The 18204-nt window shown below is 64.2% G+C and carries 17 protein-coding genes and 1 pseudogene; 7 read left to right on the top strand and 11 right to left on the bottom strand.

Features of this window, described 5'->3' with window-relative positions; all coding sequences use genetic code 11:
- Position 1: 1 nt before the first annotated feature.
- Positions 2-400 (top strand): GFA family protein, encoded by a 399-nt coding sequence (locus SKA58_RS07780; protein ID WP_037542742.1) that lies wholly within the window; start codon positions 2-4, stop codon positions 398-400.
- Between the two features lie 124 nt (positions 401-524).
- Entirely contained in the window at positions 525-989 is a 465-nt protein-coding gene (locus SKA58_RS19835) for a hypothetical protein (protein WP_037542280.1), read from the top strand.
- Between the two features lie 79 nt (positions 990-1068).
- Here SKA58_RS19835 and rsmD read toward each other — a convergent pair whose 3' ends face one another.
- Together rsmD and SKA58_RS07765 are read right to left on the bottom strand one after the other, a co-directional pair.
- On the bottom strand, positions 1069-1605 hold the full coding sequence (gene rsmD / locus SKA58_RS07770) for a 16S rRNA (guanine(966)-N(2))-methyltransferase RsmD (RefSeq protein ID WP_009821844.1): 537 nt from the start codon (positions 1603-1605) through the stop codon (positions 1069-1071).
- Positions 1602-2513: a pseudouridine synthase gene (locus SKA58_RS07765; protein WP_037542740.1), complete on the bottom strand. Its 912-nt coding sequence runs from the start codon at positions 2511-2513 to the stop codon at positions 1602-1604. Before SKA58_RS07765 ends, rsmD begins: the two co-directional genes overlap by 4 nt.
- 173 nt (positions 2514-2686) lie before the next feature.
- Between SKA58_RS07765 and SKA58_RS07760 the strand changes: the two genes are divergently transcribed.
- Together SKA58_RS07760 and SKA58_RS07755 are read left to right on the top strand one after the other, a co-directional pair.
- Complete coding sequence (locus SKA58_RS07760) at positions 2687-3145, top strand: response regulator (protein ID WP_009821842.1); 459 nt, start codon at positions 2687-2689, stop codon at positions 3143-3145.
- A 79-nt stretch (positions 3146-3224) separates the two neighbouring features.
- Complete coding sequence (locus SKA58_RS07755) at positions 3225-4550, top strand: AmpG family muropeptide MFS transporter (protein WP_009821841.1); 1326 nt, start codon at positions 3225-3227, stop codon at positions 4548-4550.
- Here the strand turns inward: SKA58_RS07755 and SKA58_RS07750 are convergent.
- From SKA58_RS07750 to SKA58_RS07720, 7 genes and pseudogenes are all read right to left on the bottom strand, one after another.
- Positions 4535-4975: a DUF6628 family protein gene (locus SKA58_RS07750; RefSeq protein ID WP_009821840.1), complete on the bottom strand. Its 441-nt coding sequence runs from the start codon at positions 4973-4975 to the stop codon at positions 4535-4537. The two genes, SKA58_RS07755 and SKA58_RS07750, sit on opposite strands and share 16 nt — an antisense overlap.
- A 66-nt stretch (positions 4976-5041) precedes the next feature.
- A complete protein-coding gene (locus SKA58_RS07745) occupies positions 5042-6364 on the bottom strand; it encodes a bifunctional folylpolyglutamate synthase/dihydrofolate synthase (RefSeq protein WP_009821839.1) in 1323 nt (440 codons plus the stop codon).
- Between the two features lie 28 nt (positions 6365-6392).
- Positions 6393-7239: pseudogene (gene accD, locus SKA58_RS07740) on the bottom strand (acetyl-CoA carboxylase, carboxyltransferase subunit beta).
- Positions 7236-8060: a tryptophan synthase subunit alpha gene (trpA, locus tag SKA58_RS07735; RefSeq protein WP_009821836.1), complete on the bottom strand. Its 825-nt coding sequence runs from the start codon at positions 8058-8060 to the stop codon at positions 7236-7238. The pseudogene accD and the gene trpA overlap by 4 nt, the downstream one beginning before the upstream one ends.
- Before the next feature lie 123 nt (positions 8061-8183).
- Positions 8184-9425 (bottom strand): tryptophan synthase subunit beta, encoded by a 1242-nt coding sequence (gene trpB, locus SKA58_RS07730; protein WP_037542737.1) that lies wholly within the window; start codon positions 9423-9425, stop codon positions 8184-8186.
- 105 nt (positions 9426-9530) lie between these two features.
- Positions 9531-10175, bottom strand: coding sequence for a phosphoribosylanthranilate isomerase (locus tag SKA58_RS07725; RefSeq protein WP_009821834.1), 645 nt, complete (start codon positions 10173-10175; stop codon positions 9531-9533).
- A 9-nt stretch (positions 10176-10184) separates the two neighbouring features.
- Complete coding sequence (locus SKA58_RS07720; RefSeq protein ID WP_009821833.1) at positions 10185-11072, bottom strand: lysophospholipid acyltransferase family protein; 888 nt, start codon at positions 11070-11072, stop codon at positions 10185-10187.
- Between the two features lie 53 nt (positions 11073-11125).
- Between SKA58_RS07720 and SKA58_RS07715 the strand changes: the two genes are divergently transcribed.
- Positions 11126-12244 carry a glycosyltransferase gene (locus SKA58_RS07715; protein WP_009821832.1) on the top strand — a complete coding sequence of 373 codons (1119 nt, stop codon included), beginning with the start codon at positions 11126-11128 and terminating at the stop codon, positions 12242-12244.
- Positions 12245-12274: 30 nt separating this feature from the next.
- Here SKA58_RS07715 and SKA58_RS07710 read toward each other — a convergent pair whose 3' ends face one another.
- Both SKA58_RS07710 and gyrA read right to left on the bottom strand, forming a co-directional pair.
- A complete protein-coding gene (locus SKA58_RS07710) occupies positions 12275-12622 on the bottom strand; it encodes a DUF952 domain-containing protein (protein WP_009821831.1) in 348 nt (115 codons plus the stop codon).
- Entirely contained in the window at positions 12619-15309 is a 2691-nt protein-coding gene (gene gyrA / locus SKA58_RS07705; protein ID WP_009821830.1) for a DNA gyrase subunit A, read from the bottom strand. The genes SKA58_RS07710 and gyrA overlap by 4 nt, the downstream gene beginning before the upstream one ends.
- A gap of 246 nt (positions 15310-15555) precedes the next feature.
- On the opposite strand from gyrA, the gene SKA58_RS07700 reads away from it, so the two are divergent.
- The gene (locus tag SKA58_RS07700) at positions 15556-16830 is read left to right on the top strand and encodes a hypothetical protein (RefSeq protein WP_037542278.1); all 1275 of its coding nucleotides are present in this window, start codon (positions 15556-15558) and stop codon (positions 16828-16830) included.
- A gap of 150 nt (positions 16831-16980) precedes the next feature.
- A complete protein-coding gene (locus tag SKA58_RS07695) occupies positions 16981-18201 on the top strand; it encodes a hypothetical protein (protein ID WP_009821828.1) in 1221 nt (406 codons plus the stop codon).
- Positions 18202-18204: the final 3 nt, after the last annotated feature.

Here is an 18204-nt window from a genome sequence, read left to right as displayed (position 1 = left end):
CATGCTCACCGGCCAATGCCAATGCGGTGCCATTCGCTATACGGTGCAGGGCGATCCGGCGTATAGCGCGCTATGCCATTGCGGCGATTGCCGGGCGAGCGCCGGAGCGCCGATGGTCGGATGGGCGCTGTTTCCCGAGGACAAGCTTATCATCAGTGGCGAGCCGGTCAGCTATCGCTCGTCCGAAAACGCGATCCGTCAATTTTGCGGGACCTGCGGCACCGGGCTTTTCTACCGCAATCCCGTTGTCTTTCCGGGCGGGATCGACCTTCAGACCGCGACGCTGGACGATCAGGACGCGATCCCTCCCCAAGCGCATATCCAATGGGCCGAAGCGGCGCCATGGGTAAAGGCGATACAGGATTTGCCCAGGTTCGATCGCTATCCCGAAGCCCCTTGAGCTTTAAGAAGGGCATGGCACCCGGATATTTTCGTCGCTATTCGGGAACGGCTTTTCCTTGCGCGGTGTTCTGTCTTTCGCACGAGCGGGCACCGGGGCACGATAAAAGGAAAGGATGTTCCCGATGAAAACGTTCCTGTTGGCAGGCGCCGCCCTGCTTGGCGTTTCGGCCATTTCCGGCACGGTCCTCGCGCAAGACGCCATGACACCGGGCAGCATGACACCGGGCAGTCAGCCGCCCGCCGACACCATGACCCCGCAGACCGACCCGGCCATGCCCACGCCGCCCGCAAATCCCTCGACGAATATGCCGACGCAACCCGACGGCTCGTCCATGCCCATGCCCGCTGACCCGAATGCAGGCCAGCCTACCGGCGCCGTGCCGGCTGATCCCGGTATGATGCCCGCCCCTGCCAATGCGCCCCGCGATCCCGCAGCGCCGATGGGCTCGGCGGAAAATCCCGTGACCATGGGCGGCAATATGACGCCGCCCCCGACCGAGGCGAAGGACTATCCCGTCTGTTCGCGCACGGTTCAGGACAGCTGCATCAATCGCGGCCAAGCCCGTGCTATGCGCAAGCCCGGCTGAGTCGGCCGGCTTAGCCAATGGCTCGGCCATATGAGGGCCGGTCCGGCATTTCGGACCGGCCTTGTCTGCGCGACGTGCCTTATTCCGGCCGCAAAAGCGTCAACCGCGCCTTGCCGACGTCGCGGCTGGCGTCGATAGCATAGCCTTTCACGGCGACGTCTTCCCGATGGCCGGTTTCGATCGAAATCCAGCTGGCCGGTCCGGTCCATCCCAATCGTCCGAGCTTATCCAGTGCGACTTGGCCCGCGCCCGTGTCATAGGGCGGGTCCATGAAGATGATGTCCAGCGGCGCAGGGGCTGGACCAAGCGTCAATACGCTCGACGGACGAATGTCGGGACGAACGCCAAAGCGATCACCATTGGCGCGGATCGCGTCCAGCGCCGCCTTGTCCTGCTCGACGAACAGGCATGTGGCCGCGCCGCGTGAGAGCGCTTCGAACCCCAAGGCGCCCGACCCTGCGAAAAAGTCCCCTACCGCCAGACCTTCGAAAGACCCGATCCGGCTTGTCAGCATGGAAAACAGCGTTTCGCGCGTGCGATCCGCCGTGGGGCGCGTCGCGTCGGCCTTGGGCGCGGTCAGCGGGCGACCGCGCCATTCGCCGGCGATGATCCTCATGCCGCGCCGCCCTTCAGGGTCTTGCGAAAAAGAATGAGGTCGTGCTGGCGCACTTCCTCCACCGTTCCGACCGCCAGTTCCCCCAGGGAAAAGGGGCCATAGGCCGTACGGATCAATCGGTTCACCTTCAGCCCCAGATGTTCCAGCACGCGCCGGACCTCGCGATTCTTGCCTTCGGTCAGCGTCATTTCAATCCATTGGTTGCGCCCGGTCCGGCGCTCCAGATTAGCCTCAATCTGGCCGTAGCGAATGCCGTCGATTTCCAGCCCGTCGAACAGGTCCTCCAATTGTTGCTGGCTGACCTCTCCGAACGCCCGCGCACGGTAGGTGCGTGGCACGCCGGTCGCAGGCAATTCCATCTGCCGCTTGAAACCGCCATCGGTCGTCAGCAGCAGCAGCCCTTCGGTGTTCATGTCCAGGCGCCCTATCGGCATGACACGGGGCAGTCCGTCGGGCAGGCGATCATAAATGGTCGGGCGACCGGCCGGATCCCGTTCTGTCGTCAAGCACCCGGTGGGCTTGTGGAACAGGAACAGCCGCGTGGGCGCAGGGGCGGCAATGGCGACGCCGTCGACCGTAACGCCATGCAGCGACGTCAGCAGCGTCGCGGGCGTATCAACCGGCGCGCCATCCAGGGCGATGCGCCCGTCTGCGATCATCCTTTCGATTTCCCTGCGTGACGCGACTCCGGCCCGCGCCAGCAGCTTGGCGATACGCTGAGGTTCGTTCTTGCCGGAGGCTGCTGCGGCCGCGCGGGCGGGATGCGGATTGGCTTCCTGCGCGGCCCGGGGCGATCGGCGGACGGTGGACTTCCCCGTCGCGGGGCGCTGACGCGGGCCGTCAGGACGCTTAGGGCCACCGCCGCCTGCCCCCCTACGAGGCGATCCGGATTTTTTCGGCGGTTCCACGGTCAATTCCTTTTCCTTGTCACTGGCCGTTCCCATATCCGAACAAAGCCAGCATTGAGCTGAAATGTGCCGCTCCGGAGACTATGCGAAGGAGTTTGCGTCCCGTGGGGCAACCCGGTGCGGGCGCGCGGCGTTTCTCTTATCGCATGGCGGAATCAGGGCGGGCTTGGCAAATGTTTTTCGGTTTGTTGAAAGAGGAAGAAAAGCGGCCCTCACGGCGCAAGGCAATCAAATCCATCCTGGTGGTGGAAGATGAGCCGCTGGTAGCCTTTGACAATGAACATGCGCTGGAACAGGCGGGCTACCGGATCGCTGCCACCGTCGACGACCATGATCATGCCGTGCGCGTCATTGATGAAGGCGGCGTGGATCTGGTGGTGGCCGACGTCGCCCTCCAAGGCGAAAAAAGCGGAATCGACGTCGCGCGTCATGCCGCGGAACGCGAGCTGCCGGTGCTGTTCGTCACTGGGCGCTGTCCGGGGGACGCCCGCGCGCTGGCCATCGGCTGTCTGTCCAAACCCTATGCCCAGCGAGACCTGATCGCGGCGATCCAGGTGGTCGACGCGGTCCTGCGCGGCGCGCGCCGGCCCAAGTTGCCGCCGGGCCTCACCCTGTTCGAGCCGCGCGGCTGATCGCTGCAATCGCTGCTTGCCTGATGCGCCTCACGCCATATGGTGGCGCAAACGGACGCCAAGGGGATCGCGCGCATTTATGACCGAAGTTATGCAGGGCAGGCGCTCATGGGTGGATGCTGTGAAACCCTATGCGGAAAAAGCCCCGCTCGCCGCCTTTTTCCTGGGCGTTTCCTCCGGCTTTCCCTTCGCCATGATCGGCGCAACGCTCACGACGCGCCTGGCGCAGGACGGGATAGACAAGAAGGCGGTGACGGCCTTCACCCTGGCGTTTCTCGTCTATAATCTGAAATGGATCTGGGCGTGGATTGTCGATGGCGTCCGCGTGCCGATCATCGGCCGTTTGGGTCAGCGCGTGTCCTGGCTGCTTATTGCTGGTGCGTTGTCGATCCTCGCGGTCGTCAACCTAGCCCTGGTGGATCCGACCACCAGCCTGCTCCAGACCGCTTATGCCGCAATCCTGGTCGGTGTCGCCGGTGCGACCTATGACATCGTCATCGATGCCTATCGCATCGAAATATTGGAGCCGCGCCAACTGGGCATCGGGTCGGGCATGTCGCAATATGGCTGGCGCATCGGATCGGTCGCGGCCGGATCACTGGCGCTCGTGCTGGCGGCGCGGATCGGCTGGCATGGCGCCTATCTTGCCTGCGCGGTCTTCGCTCTTCCGGCCATGCTGACAGGCTTGATCGTCGGCGAGCCCACGCGGCATCGCGAGGCCGTCAGTCGTCGCGGACTGGGGGAGGTCTGGCAATCCATCGCCGGCCCCCTTGCCGAATTTTTCCGCCGGCGCGGCGCGTTCCTGGTGCTGCTCTTCATCCTGTTGCACAAGATCGGCGATACGCTGGCCAACCTGACCTTCCGCCTGCTGTTTGACGACATGGGCTACAGCAATGACGAAATTGCCATTTATGACGTCGGCATGGGCTTCTGGGCCTATCTTGTCGGGATTTTCATTGGCGGCATTCTGTATGCGCGGCTCGGCATGAAGCGGTCGGTGCTGATCAGTCTCGTGCTGATGTGCGTGTCCAATTTCAGCTTTGCCGCGCTCGCGGCGCTCGGCAAAAGCAATTGGGGCATGGCCGGCGCGATCGGCTTTGAAAATTTCGCGAGTGGCATCGGTGGCGTGACGGTCGTCGCCTATTTCTCTGCCCTGTGCGACTTGCGCTTCACCGCCTCGCAATATGCGCTGATTTCCGCCGCGGCCAGCATCGTTGGCCGTTTCCTGACCGGCACGACGGCCGGCGCGTTGATCGAACGCTTTGGCTATGTCGATTTCTACCTTCTGACCACGGGTCTAGCCGTACCGGGGATCCTGCTATTCTGGCTGATGATGCGCGCCGGCCTGATCGACGCGAGCGTGGGAACGGCAGCGACGGCGGGGAAGGATCAGCCCGCCGCGTAAAGATCGAGCGGTCGGCCCAGGTCGCTGTGGGCCTGTGCCACCGCCTGCAGGCAGGTCAGCGCGCCCAGGGCATGGTCATTGCCCAAAAGCGCGCTCACCTGGTCATAGGCCTGATTCGGATCGCGCAGGGCCAGCCCCGTCGCTTCCATCATCCTTGCCTCATCAGGGGTCATCCGCGCGCAGCAGCAGGGTGCGACCATGATCCTGCGGCTCGATGCGCGGGCCAGTTCCAGCATCATCGCGCGCATCAGCACCAGCGGCCGACGGTAGCTGCGTCCGAAAGCCCCCAGCATGGCGTTGGCCGCATGCGCGTCATTCACCCCGGCGCTGGCCATCCGGCGCATCACGAACAGGAATAGCCGGTTGCCATAGCCGCCCGGAATAGGACGGGGCAAATCGACGGGGGAAGTCTCTCCATAAGCCATAGAATCGCGCCTTCTTGATTGGTCGAAGCCGCAGGATAGGCTATTGCGAAGCAGTCGCAAGTATATTCAGTCGGGTAATTGCCCGTTCAGTCGCAAAATCTGCCCGGCCAAATAGAGCGATCCGCCCATCAGCAGCTTGGCCGGCGGCTCGGCAAGGGACGCCACGGCCAGAATCGCGGCGTCCGGCCCTTCATGGGCGGTGCAGCCAATGCCCCAATGATTGGCAATGGCGGCGAAGCGATCGGCCGGGTGATGATCATGGCCGGGTACGGGCAATGCGTGGATATGTCCGACGATGCCGGCAAAGGGCGCGAGGAAGGCGTCAATATCCTTGTTGGACAGCATGCCGACCACGAGATGAAGCTTTCGCCCCTCCAGCCGTTCCGGCGTAAAATAGGCGGCGATGGCTTCGCCCGCTGCGGCATTATGGCCGCCGTCCAGCCATGTGTCGGTACTGGGCGGCAAGGGCGCCAGCAACGGTCCGCGCTCCAATCGCTGCAAGCGGGCGGGCCATTGCGCCCAGAGCGGCGCAGCCTTGAGCGCGGCGTCGGACAATGGCACGACGTGCTGATGACGCAGCATGGCGATGGCAAGCGCCGCATTGTGAACCTGATGCGCGCCCGCCAGCCGGGGCAAGGGCGTATCGATCCGTCCATGCGCGTCGCGATAGTGGAGCCGGTCGCGATAGACGGCGGCATCCCACCCGTCGCCCTGACCGATCCACTGCGTCCCTGCTTGCGTCACCGCCGCCGTCATGATCGGCTCGAGCAGGTCTGGATAGCGCTGCGTTACCAGTGGCGCGCCCGCCTTTGCGATGCCGGCCTTTTCCGCGGCGATCAGCGCCAGCGTGCCGCCCAGAAAGGCCTGATGATCGATGCCAAGCTGCGCGATGCCGCAGACGACGGGATCAACGATGACATTGGTCGCATCGAGCCGTCCGCCAAGCCCCACTTCGATGATGCAGGCGTCGGCGCGATGTTCGGCAAAGGCCAGGAAGGCGGCGGCCGTCGTCACCTCGAAAAAACTGGCGTTCACGCCCTCCGCAATGTCCAGCACGCGTTCCAGATAGCGCGCCAGCTTCGCGTCGTCGATCAATTGGCCGGCGATGCGGATGCGTTCATTGAAGCGCACCAGATGCGGCGAGGTAAAGACATGGACGCTCTTTCCATCCGCCTCCATCGCCGCACGCAGGAAGGCGCAGGTCGACCCCTTGCCATTGGTTCCGGCGACGTGAAACACAGGGGGCAGCGCGCGGTGTGGATCACCCAGCCGTTCCAGCAGGCGCGTGATCCGCTCCAGCCCCAATATGTCCGCGCCAGGCGATAGCGACCAGAGCCGATCCAGTTGCGCCTGTACGTCCGGATCATCCGAAACGGCATGGTCGGCCACGGCGCTATTCCCCCTTGGCGCGTAGCGGTCAGGCGGCGGCGCGGGGTCGCAGATAGCCGATCACCCGCGCCAGCGTATCGCGCAATTCGCTGCGATGGACGACCATGTCCAGCATGCCATGGTCGAGCAGATATTCGGCGCGCTGGAACCCTTCGGGCAGTTTTTCGCGGATCGTGCTCTCGATGACGCGCTGTCCGGCAAAGCCGATCAGCGCATTGGGTTCGGCGATCTGAATGTCGCCCAGCATGGCATAGCTCGCGGTGACGCCGCCGGTCGTAGGATCGGTCAGCACGACGATATAGGGCAATCCCTTGGCATGCAGCTTCTGGATGGCGACGGTCGCGCGGGGCATCTGCATCAGCGACAATATGCCTTCCTGCATCCGCGCGCCGCCTGCGGCGGTGAATATGACATAGGGGCAATCATGCGCGATCGCGTCATTGACCCCCTGGATGAAGGCTGCGCCGACACCCATGCCCATGGACCCGCCCATGAAGGCGAATACTGCACCCCCATCACCAGCGGGACTTCGTCGATCGCGCCGCGCGCGTAGATCAGCGCGTCCTGATCGCCAGTGGCTAGGCGCGCGGCCTTGATCGGTCTGGATAGCGCTTGCTGTCGCGAAATTTGAGCGGGTCTTCGCTGACATGGGGCGTGGGCAGCAGGATGAAGCCGGCGTCCAGTATCTGCGCGAACCGTTCATTCGGCCCGATCCGTCCATGATGGTCGCAACGCGGGCAGACCGACAGATTTTCTTCCCACTCCTTGATGAACACCATCTCGCCGCAGGACGGGCATTTGTGCCACAGCGTTTCGGCGGTGGTCTCCTTCTTGGTGAAGGGCAGGGCGTTGCGGACGCGGTTGATCCAGCTCATGCGGCAGTCTCTTCGGCTTGATGGGTGAGCGCGCCGCGCAGCGCGGCGACGAAGTCCTGAACGAAGGGGGCGGCGGCGTCGCCATGGCTACCGACAATATCGACGATCGCCGATCCGACGACGACGCCATCGGCGACGCGACCGATCGCGGCGGCCTGTTCGGGCGTGCGGACGCCAAAGCCGACAGCCACCGGCAGGTCGGTGGCGGCCTTGAGCCGGGCGACCGCCATCTCGATCGACGATTGCGCCGCCTGTTGCTTACCGGTGATGCCCGCGACCGCGACATGATAGAGGAAACCGCTCGCGCCATCGAGGACGACGGGCAGGCGTTGCGCGTCAGTAGTCGGCGTCGCCAGACGTACCGGATGCACATTCGCCGCGCGCAGGGCTGGGCCGATTTCGGCATCCTCCTCGGGCGGCACGTCGACGCAGATGACGCCATCGACACCGGCCTCTTGGCACTGATCCGCGAACCAGTCCGCGCCGCGCACCAGCATGGGATTGGCATAGCCCATCAACACCAGTGGGGTGTCCGGATGCCGCGCGCGGAAATCCGCCGCCAGCGCGAACACGTCCCTGGTCTTCGTGCCAGAGCCGAGACTACGCAGATTGGCCAGTTCGATCGCGGGACCGTCGGCCATGGGATCGGTAAACGGCATCCCAAGCTCGATAATGTCCGCGCCGCCCGCGACTAGCGCGTCAAGGATGGCGGGCGTCGCCGCGACGTCCGGATCGCCAGCGGTCACGAAGGTGATGAGCGCAGCGCGCCCCTGCGCCTTGCAGGCGGCGAAGCGGGTGGAGAGGCGGTCAGTCACGGGCATGTCCCAACTTCCGTTCGCCCTGAGCTTGTCGAAGGGCTGATCTTCTTTTCGACCTTCTAATGAGAGAAGTGCCGGACTTCGACAGGCTCAGCCCGAACGGGTTGTGATATTGCCGACTGGCCCTCACATCTCAACTCCCAGTGCATCCGCCACCGTGAAGATGTCCTTGTCGCCACGGCCCGACAGGTTGACGACGATGATCTTGTCCGCGTCCAGCGTGGGTGCGACCTGCTCGGCCGCCGCGATGGCATGCGCGGATTCCAGCGCGGGAATGATGCCTTCGAGGCGCGAGAGCGACTGGAAGCTTTCCAGCGCCTCGTCATCCGTGATCGGCATATATTTCACCCGGCCGATTTCGTGCAGCCAGCTATGTTCAGGGCCAATGCCGGGATAATCGAGGCCCGCCGAAATGCTGTGCGCCTCCGTTATCTGGCCATCCTCGTCCTGGAGCAGATAGGTGCGGTTGCCGTGCAAAATGCCCGATGCGCCACCCGCCAGGCTCGCGGCATGCTTGCCGGTCAGCCCTTCGCCCGCCGCCTCCACACCGATCATCGCGACTTCGGGATCGTCGAGGAAGGGGTGGAACATGCCAATGGCGTTGGACCCGCCGCCTACCGGCGCGATCAGCATGTCGGGCAGGCGGCCTTCGGCGTCCAGCATCTGCGCGCGGGTTTCCTTGCCGATCACCGACTGAAAATCGCGCACCAGTTCGGGATAGGGATGCGGCCCCGCCGCCGTGCCGATGATGTAGAATGTGTCGTGCACATTCGACACCCAATGGCGCAGCGCGTCATTCATCGAATCCTTCAGCGTCGAGGAACCGGAATGGACCGGGATCACCTCCGCGCCGAGCAGTTTCATGCGGAAAACGTTGGGCTTTTGCCGCTCAACATCCTTGGCGCCCATGAAAATCTTGCATTCCAGGCCGAAGAGCGCCGCGACGGTCGCAGTGGCGACGCCATGCTGGCCCGCGCCGGTTTCCGCGATGACCTTCTTCTTGCCCATACGCCGGGCGAGCAGCGCCTGGCCGATGCAATTGTTGATCTTGTGCGCGCCGGTGTGGTTGAGTTCCTCGCGCTTCAGGTAGATTTTCGCGCCCTTGCCCGGTTCCGCTTTGGCGCGCAGCGTCTCGGTCAACCGACCGGCATAATAGAGCGGATTGGGGCGCCCGACATAGGTGCGGAGCAGCTCGGCCATTTCCGCGTCGAAGGCCGGATCTGCCTTCGCCGCCTTATAGACTTTTTCCAGTTCCAGGATCAGCGGCATCAAGGTTTCGGCAACGTAACGACCACCAAAGGCGCCGAAATGGCCGTTGGCGTCGGGCTGGCTGCGCAGGCTGTTGGGCAGGGCAATGGTGTCAGTCATGAATCGGTCTTTCCAGAAGGACGACAATAAGGGCGTTCGCAGGTGCCAGTCCGGCACGCGATCAGCGCCATCGTCCTTCAATGCGCGGGGCAGGGGCAGTGAACGTCAACATGCGGATACCGCTTTGCAGAAGGCCATGATCTTGTCCACACTCTTGATGCCGGGCGCGTCCTCAACCCCCGATGAAATGTCGATCAGCGGCGCGCCGGTCTCGCTGATGGCTTCGCAGACATTGGCGGTGGACAGGCCGCCTGACAGGCCCCAGGGGGCGGGCACCGCTACCCCCCGCAACAGCCTCCAGTCAAAGCGCAGGCCCATGCCGCCGGGCAAGGCCGCGCCATCGGGCGTCTTGGCGTCGAACAGCAAGCGATCGACCGCGCCGGCATAAGCAGACGCGCCATCAATATCCGCACGAGACTTGACCGAAATCGCCTTCCACACCGGCAGGCCGAAACGCGCGCGGATGGCGGCGCTGCGTTCGGGACTTTCCTTGCCGTGAAGCTGGAGGGCGCTGATTGCCTCTGTGCCCACGATGCGGGCCAATTCCGCGTCGTCTGCATCGATCACCACCGCCACGCGCCCGACATGCGCTGGCACCGACGCGGCCAGTGCGCGCATGTGATCGGCTTCGACATGGCGTGGGCTTTTGGGAAAATGCACAAAGCCCAGATGGCTCGCCCCTGCGCGCACGGCGGCGCCAACCGTTTCCGGCGTCGACAGGCCGCAAATCTTGATCGCGAGTCGGGACATGGCCGCGCTTTAGCGGTGATCGGCCGCGAAGTCACATGGCGGGCGATGGCCGTCGACGGTCAGGTCCATGTCATGCAGCGCCAGCCACTGATCGGCGTGCGTGATGCAGGCCGTGCCCAGATAGGCGTCCAGCGCGGCAATGATGGTCGCGTCGTCCATCTCCCTGGGATCGAGCGGTGCATGCCAGTGCAGGTCGAACCGGGGACCGTCGGTCCGCAGCAGGTAGAAGGGCAGGATGCGCGCGCCCACCTTGCGCGCCAGGCGCAGCGCGATCGACAGATTGCCGGACGGCAGCAGCGGCCGACCGAAGGTCGGGAACCACACCTGCCGCTCGCGCCGCTCGTCGGCGAGGATATAGAGCGTCGCGCGCTCCTTCTGCGTCAGATGCTTGAGCACGCCGCGCGCCGCCCCGTCGCCGCCAATCGCCTCCCCCATATAGCTGGAGCGCGCCTTCTTAAGCTGGGCGGCGATCCTGGGGTTTTCGGGATCTTCGTAGACGCCAAGACCCGGGCGGTCGGTCGACCATTTGATATGGGCGGCGAGCAGGTCCCAATTGCCCAGATGACAGGTGAGGGCAATCATCGGGCCGGGACCATCCAGAACCTGTTTATAGCCCGCCGCATCGATGACCCGCACATGCTTGTCGTTCACCAGTCGATCGATATTGGCCAGTTCCGCCATGGTGCGTCCGACATTGACCCAGCGTCGCGTCAAAAGCACCTCGCGTTCCGCTTCGGGCAGATCAGGCCGCAGGATCGCCAGATTGGCGCGCGCCCGCGCATCTCGCAGCTTCATGGTGCGCCGCGCGACATGGGCGGACAGCCACCCGCCAATCCACGACGCCAAGCGCACGGGCAAATGACGCATCAGTGCAAAGAGAAAGGGGTTGGAGAGCATGGGCCGAGCGTCATACAGCAGCCGTCGAAACGGTAAAGGGTGCGGCGGCAAGGATGATATGGCTCTGGGCAGTTCTTCAGGCGCTCACCCTCATCGGGGTCGCCAGCTATTGGCGCAACCTGCCGATCGAACGAAAGGAAGAAACGCGTGATGGCGTGGTCGTCATCCTCAGCCTGCGCGACGATTGGGACGGCGCTCCTGACCTGATCGCCCGACTAAAGGCCCAGCATGCCCGGTTCCGCCTGATCCTAGCGACATCGGGCCATTGTCCCGCCGCGCGCGACCTTGCAAGCCGCGAAGGCGCATGGGTGCAGCTGGTTTCCGCCGGCGTTGCGCAGGATGAAGGGCAGAAGGTGCACAAGCTCCGCGCGGCTCTGGGGGCATTGGGACCGGATGATCGCTATCTCGTCTTCCTCGACGCGGATATTGCGCCACCGGCGCGGCTCATCGGGCGACTGCTGTTTCCGCTCGCGCGCGAAAAGGCGGATATCGCGACCGGCTACCGCATGCTGCTTCCTGGCCGGGGCTGGATGCCCACGCTGGTCAGCGCGGTGGAAATGCAGCTTGCGACATTGCCGCGCTCCGCCACCGCCACCATGCCCTGGGGCGGCGCGATGGCGATGACGCGCGGCGTGGCTGATCGGCTGGAGCTGGACGCCGTGCTTGCCGGGCGGCTGTCCGATGACATGGCGATCGGCCTGGCCGGTTGGCGCGCAAAGCTGCGGATGCGGCCGGTGCGCGATCTGCTTGTTGCCAGCCCGATTGACGGCCGCGCCGCCGACCTGCTGGCGTTTGGGGTGCGCCAATATCGGCACGTCCGCACCAACAGCCTGCGCATGTGGGGCGTTGCCACCGGCATGGTCGCGGCGCAGTCGGCAGCCTGGCTATGGGCTTTGGGATGGGGAGGCTGGGCCGCGATCGCGATCGGCTATAGCGCGGCCTGGGTTAGGGCGCTGGTCCGGCGGAAGATACTGATCAGCGTGCTTGAACCCGCCCAGATCCGGCAGGCGCAGCGCTCGCTCTATTGGGATATCGCCCTGCCATTTGCCGTCGCCTGGTCGCATCTGGCGGTGCAGCTGGCTGCCGCTTGCTCAGACAATATACGCTGGGGCGGATGGCTTTATCGTGTGAAGCAAGGCCGGGTCACGAGCATGTCCCGCACACCCGGCTGATATGCCGTCTTAACATCAACGGATAAGAGCCTAAAAACCGGCCGGAAATTGGTGCAGGCCATCATCGCCGATCCGCAGCACGACCTTGCCCGCGACTGCGCTCATCGGCAACTCGCCATATAGGTGTGGGAACAATGCGCCGCCGCGTGACACTTCCCATTTGACCGCGTCGCCGAAGGGCGCAAGGTCGATCATCAGCATGACGAGTCGATCCTGACCGGCAAAATGCTTCGCCACCGTGTCTGCCGCCTGCTCGCGCGTCGACATATGGATATAGCCATCAGCCAGATCGACCGGCGCGCCCTTGAACACGCCGTCGGCCTTGAACTGGTCAAACTGTTCGGCGGTCAGTACCTTGTAGGCGAACAGCTCGTTCATGCCTCGCTGCTGTCGGTTTCACCGTCCAGATCGGCCTCCGCCTCGCTTTCCTCAATCTTCGCGGCACTGACGACATGTTCATTGTCCGCCACGTTAAACAGACGCACGCCCGCCGAATTGCGGCCGATGACGCGCAGCGAATCAAGGCCCATGCGGATCAGCTTCGCCTGATCCGTCACCAGCATCAGCTGGTCCGCACGGGTTGCGGGGAAGCTCGCGACCACCGGTCCGTTGCGGCCGATATTGTCGATATTGGTGATGCCCTGGCCGCCGCGCCCGGTCCGGCGATATTCATAGGCCGACGACAATTTGCCGTAGCCGTTCGCACAGACGGTGAGAATGAATTGCTCATTCTCCTGCATTCGGGCGAACATCGCCTGATCCTGCATCTCGCCGTCCTTCTCCGGCTTCCAGGGGGCGAAGCGCAAATATTCCTCGCGCTGTTCGCCGTCCGCGCCCGAACGATGGAGCACCGACAGCGAAATGACCGCGTCGCCGTCCGCCAGCTTCATGCCGCGCACGCCGGTGGAGTTGCGGCTCTGAAACTCGCGAACATCCTCTGCCTGGAATCGGATCGCCTTGCCCTGGCGGGTGGCGAGCAGCACGTCGTCGCTTTCATCCAGCAAGGCGACGCCGATCAGGCGGTCGTCCTCATCCTCGCCCTCGAACTTCATCGCGATCTTGCCGTTGGACGGCACATTGGCGAAGGCGTCCATGCTGTTGCGACGGACCGATCCCATGGCGGTCGCGAACATGACGTGCAGCTTGCCCCATTCCTCCTCGTCCTCCGGCAGCGGCAGGACGGTGGAAATGGTTTCGCCCGGCCCCAGCGGCAGCAGGTTGACCATCGGCCGTCCGCGCGTCGCCGGCCCGCCTTCGGGAAGGCGCCAGACCTTGAGGCGATAGACCTTGCCGGCGGTCGAGAAGAACAGCACCGGCGTATGGGTCGATGTGACGAACAATTCGGTAATGGCGTCCTCATCCTTGGTCGCCATGCCGCTGCGGCCCTTGCCGCCCCGCGCCTGCGCCCGAAAGGTGTCGAGCGGGGTGCGCTTGATATAGCCCTGCATGGTCACGGTGACGACCATGTCCTCCCGCTCGATCAGGTCTTCGTCCTCGATCCCGTCGGCCGCGGCGGTGATTTCCGACAGGCGCGGTGTCGCGAACTCGCGCTCGATCGCTTCCAGCTCCTCGCGCATCACCGCATAGAGCTTCACGCGGTCGGCGAGGATAGCGAGATATTCGGTGATGGCTTCGGCCAGTTCGGCCAGTTCCTTGCCGATCTCATCGCGGCCCAGCGCGGTCAGCCGATGCAGGCGCAGGTCCAGGATCGCGCGCACCTGAATGTCGCTCAGCCTGTAGCTGTCGCCATCGATGTCGTTTTCAATCGCTTCGACCAGGCGGAGATAGGGCGCGATCTCGCCGATCGGCCATTCCTTCGCCAGCAACGTCTCGCGCGCCTCGGCCGGGCTGGCCGATCCGCGTATAATCTTCACCACCTCGTCCAGATTGGTGACCGCGACGACCAGGCCAAGCAGGATATGCGCGCGATCGCGCGCTTTGTTCAGCTCATATTTGGTGCGGCGGGTGATGACCTCTTCGCGGAACTTGATGAAGGCTTCTATGATATCGCGAAGGCCCAGGATTTCCGGGCGACCGCCACGGATGGCGAGCATGTTCGCGGGGAAGCTCGATTGCGCCGGCGTGTTGCGCCACAGCTGGTTCAGCACGACCTCCGGCGTCGCGTCGCGCTTCAGATCCATGACGATGCGAACGCCCTCGCGGTTCGATTCGTCACGAATGTCGCTGATGCCTTCGACCCGCTTGTCCTTGGCGGCCTCGGCGATCTTCTCGACCAGGCCGGACTTGCCGACCTGATAGGGGATCGACGTCAGCACGATGGATCGGCGGTCGCCGCGCCCTTCCTCAACATCATGGCGCGCGCGCATGATGATGGAACCGCGACCGGTGTTGTAGGCACTGCGCGCGCCGGACTGACCCAGGATCAGCGGCGCGGTCGGAAAATCGGGACCGGGGACGATCTGGATCAGTTCGTCCGTGCTGATGCCGGGATTGTCGATATAGGCAAGACAGGCGCGCAGCACTTCGCCCAGATTGTGCGGCGGGATGTTGGTCGCCATGCCGACCGCGATGCCGCCCGCGCCGTTGACCAGCAGATTGGGGAAGCGCGCCGGCAGCACCTGCGGCTCGTTTTCCGACGCGTCATAATTGGGCTGGAAATCGACCGTGTCCTTGTCCAGATCGTCCAGCAGCGCCGTCGCGACCTTGGCAAGCCGCGCTTCGGTGTAGCGCATCGCGGCTGGCGGATCAGGGTCCATCGACCCGAAATTGCCCTGACCGTCGATCAGCGGGACGCGCATCGACCAGTCCTGCGTCATGCGCGCCAACGCGTCGTAGATCGAACTGTCGCCATGCGGGTGATATTTACCCATCACCTCGCCGACCAGGCGCGCGGACTTCCGATAGGGACGATTGTAGACGAAGCCCGATTCCTGGGCCGAAAAGAGAATGCGGCGGTGCACCGGCTTCAGCCCGTCGCGCACGTCCGGCAAGGCGCGGGCGACGATGACGGACATGGCGTAGTCAAGATAACTGGCCTTCATCTCATCCACGATGGAGATGGGGCTGATGTCCGAAGGGTCGGCGAGGACGGTCTCGTCGGTCAATGCGATTCTCTTTTTGGATGGTGCGTTGCGATGGGCAAGCACTAGCCCAGCGAAACAAATCTGTCACCCCTCGCGCGCGTGCGCTTGTCGCGCGTCCCTGGCGTGCGGCCCGGAACGAAAGGTCCGCATAGAGGTTGCAAATCACTGCGATTTAGGGTTGTTCAAAGCCCGTTCACGCGCCGGCCCCTAACCGGCTACCAAACCCTGGAAGGTCGCCTGAATGCAGGCGTAGAGGAGATGAGGATCATGCGTTTTGTAACCCCGGTGGCGCTCGCGCTGACCTTGGCGATGGCTGGCGGCGCGGTTTCCGCCCCCGCTTTCGCCGCGAAAAAGGAAGAGAAGAAAGCCGGACCAAAGCTGAACGTCACGCCCGATGTGCTCAAGGCGTTGCAGGTTGCGCAGAAGGCGTCCGAAGCCAAGGATCTGGCCGCCACCAAGGCCGCGCTCGCCGAAGCGGACAGCAAGGCGACGTCGAATGACGACAAATATCAGATCGGCGCGATCAAGCTGAACGCAGGCATCGGCAATAATGACGAAGCGCTCAAGATGGAGGGCCTCAACCAGATGCTCGACAGCGGTCTGACGCCGCCGGAGCAGGCTGGCCAGTTCAATGCTGTTGCCGCCGATGCCGCGCTGGGGCAGAAAAATTACGACGTCGCGATCCAGCGCGGCGAGGCGGCTCTTGCGGCCGGTTACAAGCCCGAAGCCGTGCAGCCGACCATTGCTCAGGCCTATTTCGGCAAGGCCGGCACGACCAACACGTCGGCCGAGCCTGCGCGCGGTTTCACACAGAAGGGCTTGGCTGCGCTCAAGGCGGCGGCCGAGGCGTCCAAGGCATCGGGTCAGCAGGTTCCCGCGCAATGGTATCAGATCGGCGTCAGCCGCTCTGAAGCGGCCAAGCTGCCCGAGGTGACGGAGTGGGCCACGATGGCCTATCGGGCGGATCCGAGCGGACAGAATCTGCGCACGCTGGTTCGCCTGTTCCAGCGCGCCAATCCCAACATCACCAATCGCGAAAATCTGGACGTTCTGCGCCTGCTGGGGGCGTCGGACGGACTGGTCGTCGCGCAGGACTTCACCGAATATGCCGAAATGGCGTCGAAGACCGGCATTTATGGCGAGGTCAAGTCGGTGATCGACAAGGGGCGGTCGAAGGGTGTGCTGAACGCAAGCCAGGGCGGAGACCTCTATCAGACCGCGGTTCCGAAGATTTCGAGCGATAAAAGCACATTGGGCGCTGCCGAAGCGGATGCCCAGAAAGCGGCCAATGGCAAGATCGCGGCCGCGACCGGTGACGCCTATCTGGGCTATGGCGACTATGCCAAGGCCGCTGCGATGTTCGAGCTGGCCAAACAAAAGGGCAGCGTCGACGCGGATGAGGTGAACACGCGTCTGGGCATCGCCAAGACGCTGGGTGGCGACATGGCAGGCGCAAAGGCCGCGTTCGAAGCGGTGCAAAGCGGCGCGCGCAAGCAGATCGCCGCTCTGTGGCTGGCCTATCTTGGCACGAAGGGCGCCTGACGGCGCAGGGCCGCCGGGGCCGATCATGGCCCCGGCGGCGTTCTAGTGTTCGGGCGGAGCAGATAAAGCGTTGGCATCGCACCGACGGCAATGACGGGATTGGCGGGGGCTTTTGTGGGTAGTTTGAACGGATTGCGTGGCGGCCTGTTGATGGCAGTCGCCCTTGGCGCGCTGGTGGCGACGCCTGTATCGGCAAAGAAGAAGAAGATCGTCGTGGCCGGGCCGCCGATTACCATGTCCGATGGCTTTCGCGCCAGCGCGGCGTCCGCGGAAACCGCGTTGAAGGCGCGCGATACGGCGACGGCCGCCGCCCGCATTGGCGCCTTGTCGCCGACATCCGAGTTCGAAACCTATGTCGCTGCCGCCATGCGCTACCAACTTGCGGTGCAGCGCCGCGACGTGCAGGCACAGCGGATCGCGCTCACCGATCTTTTCAAGAGCCCGGAACTGCCCAAGGCGGAAGCGCCGCGGCTGCGCTATGTTGCGGGCTATCTGTCGTTCCTGGTCGGCAATTATGACGATGCGACCGCGCAACTCGATTACGCCAAGACGCTGGGCTATGACGGCATCGACGCGACCATGCTGCGCGCGGATATCGCGCTGCGCCGGAACAAGCCGAAGGAAGCGCGACCCCTGTTGCGCGAAGCGCTTGCCCGTCAGCGCGCTTCTGGCGAAGAGGTGCCGCTGGCATGGATCGACCGCGCGATCTCGCTCGCCTATCAGGCGCAGGACTTCAACGAGGTGGGCGCGCTGTATCGTGAACGCCTGGCCCGCACGGCAACGCCGCAGGACTGGCGCTCGGCCCTGACCAATTATCTGTCCGCCGCCGGACTGGAGGCGCAGGCGCAACTGGATCTTTACCGGCTACAGGCCGCCAATGGCGCGATGGCCAGCGAGCGGGATTATCAGGCCTATGCGCAGCTAGCGGAAAAGAATGGCTTTTATGCCGAGGCGAAGGCCATTATCGAAGCGGGACGCAAGGCTGGCAAACTGACCGCGAATCAGGCGGCCACGAGCCAGCTGCTCAAATCGGTCACGCCCAAGGCGACCAAGGAGATTGCCGCCCTGCCAGCGATGGCGAAGAAGGCGGCCAGCGCTTCGACCGGCAAGGATGCGCTTGCCCTGGGCGACAATTATATGTCGCTCGCGCAATTCCCGCAGGCGGTTGAGCAGTATCGGCTGGCGCTGTCCAAGGGCAGTGTGGACGCGGGCCGCGTCAACGCGCGGCTGGGCATCGCATTGGCGCGTTCGGGCGATTATGCCGGCGCGCAGGCCGCGCTTGCCCAGGCGAGCGACAGTGACTGGGCCAATGTGGCCGGCTTCTGGTCGACCTGGATCGACCAGCAAAACCAGAAGGCCAGCGCCGCCTGACGG

Source organism: Sphingomonas sp. SKA58 (assembly GCF_000153545.1).
In the GTDB taxonomy this organism is placed as follows: Bacteria; Pseudomonadota; Alphaproteobacteria; order Sphingomonadales; family Sphingomonadaceae; genus Sphingobium; species Sphingobium soli.
The sequence above is the reverse complement of the archived record's forward strand: the minus strand, read 5'-3'. Positions and strand labels throughout refer to the sequence as shown.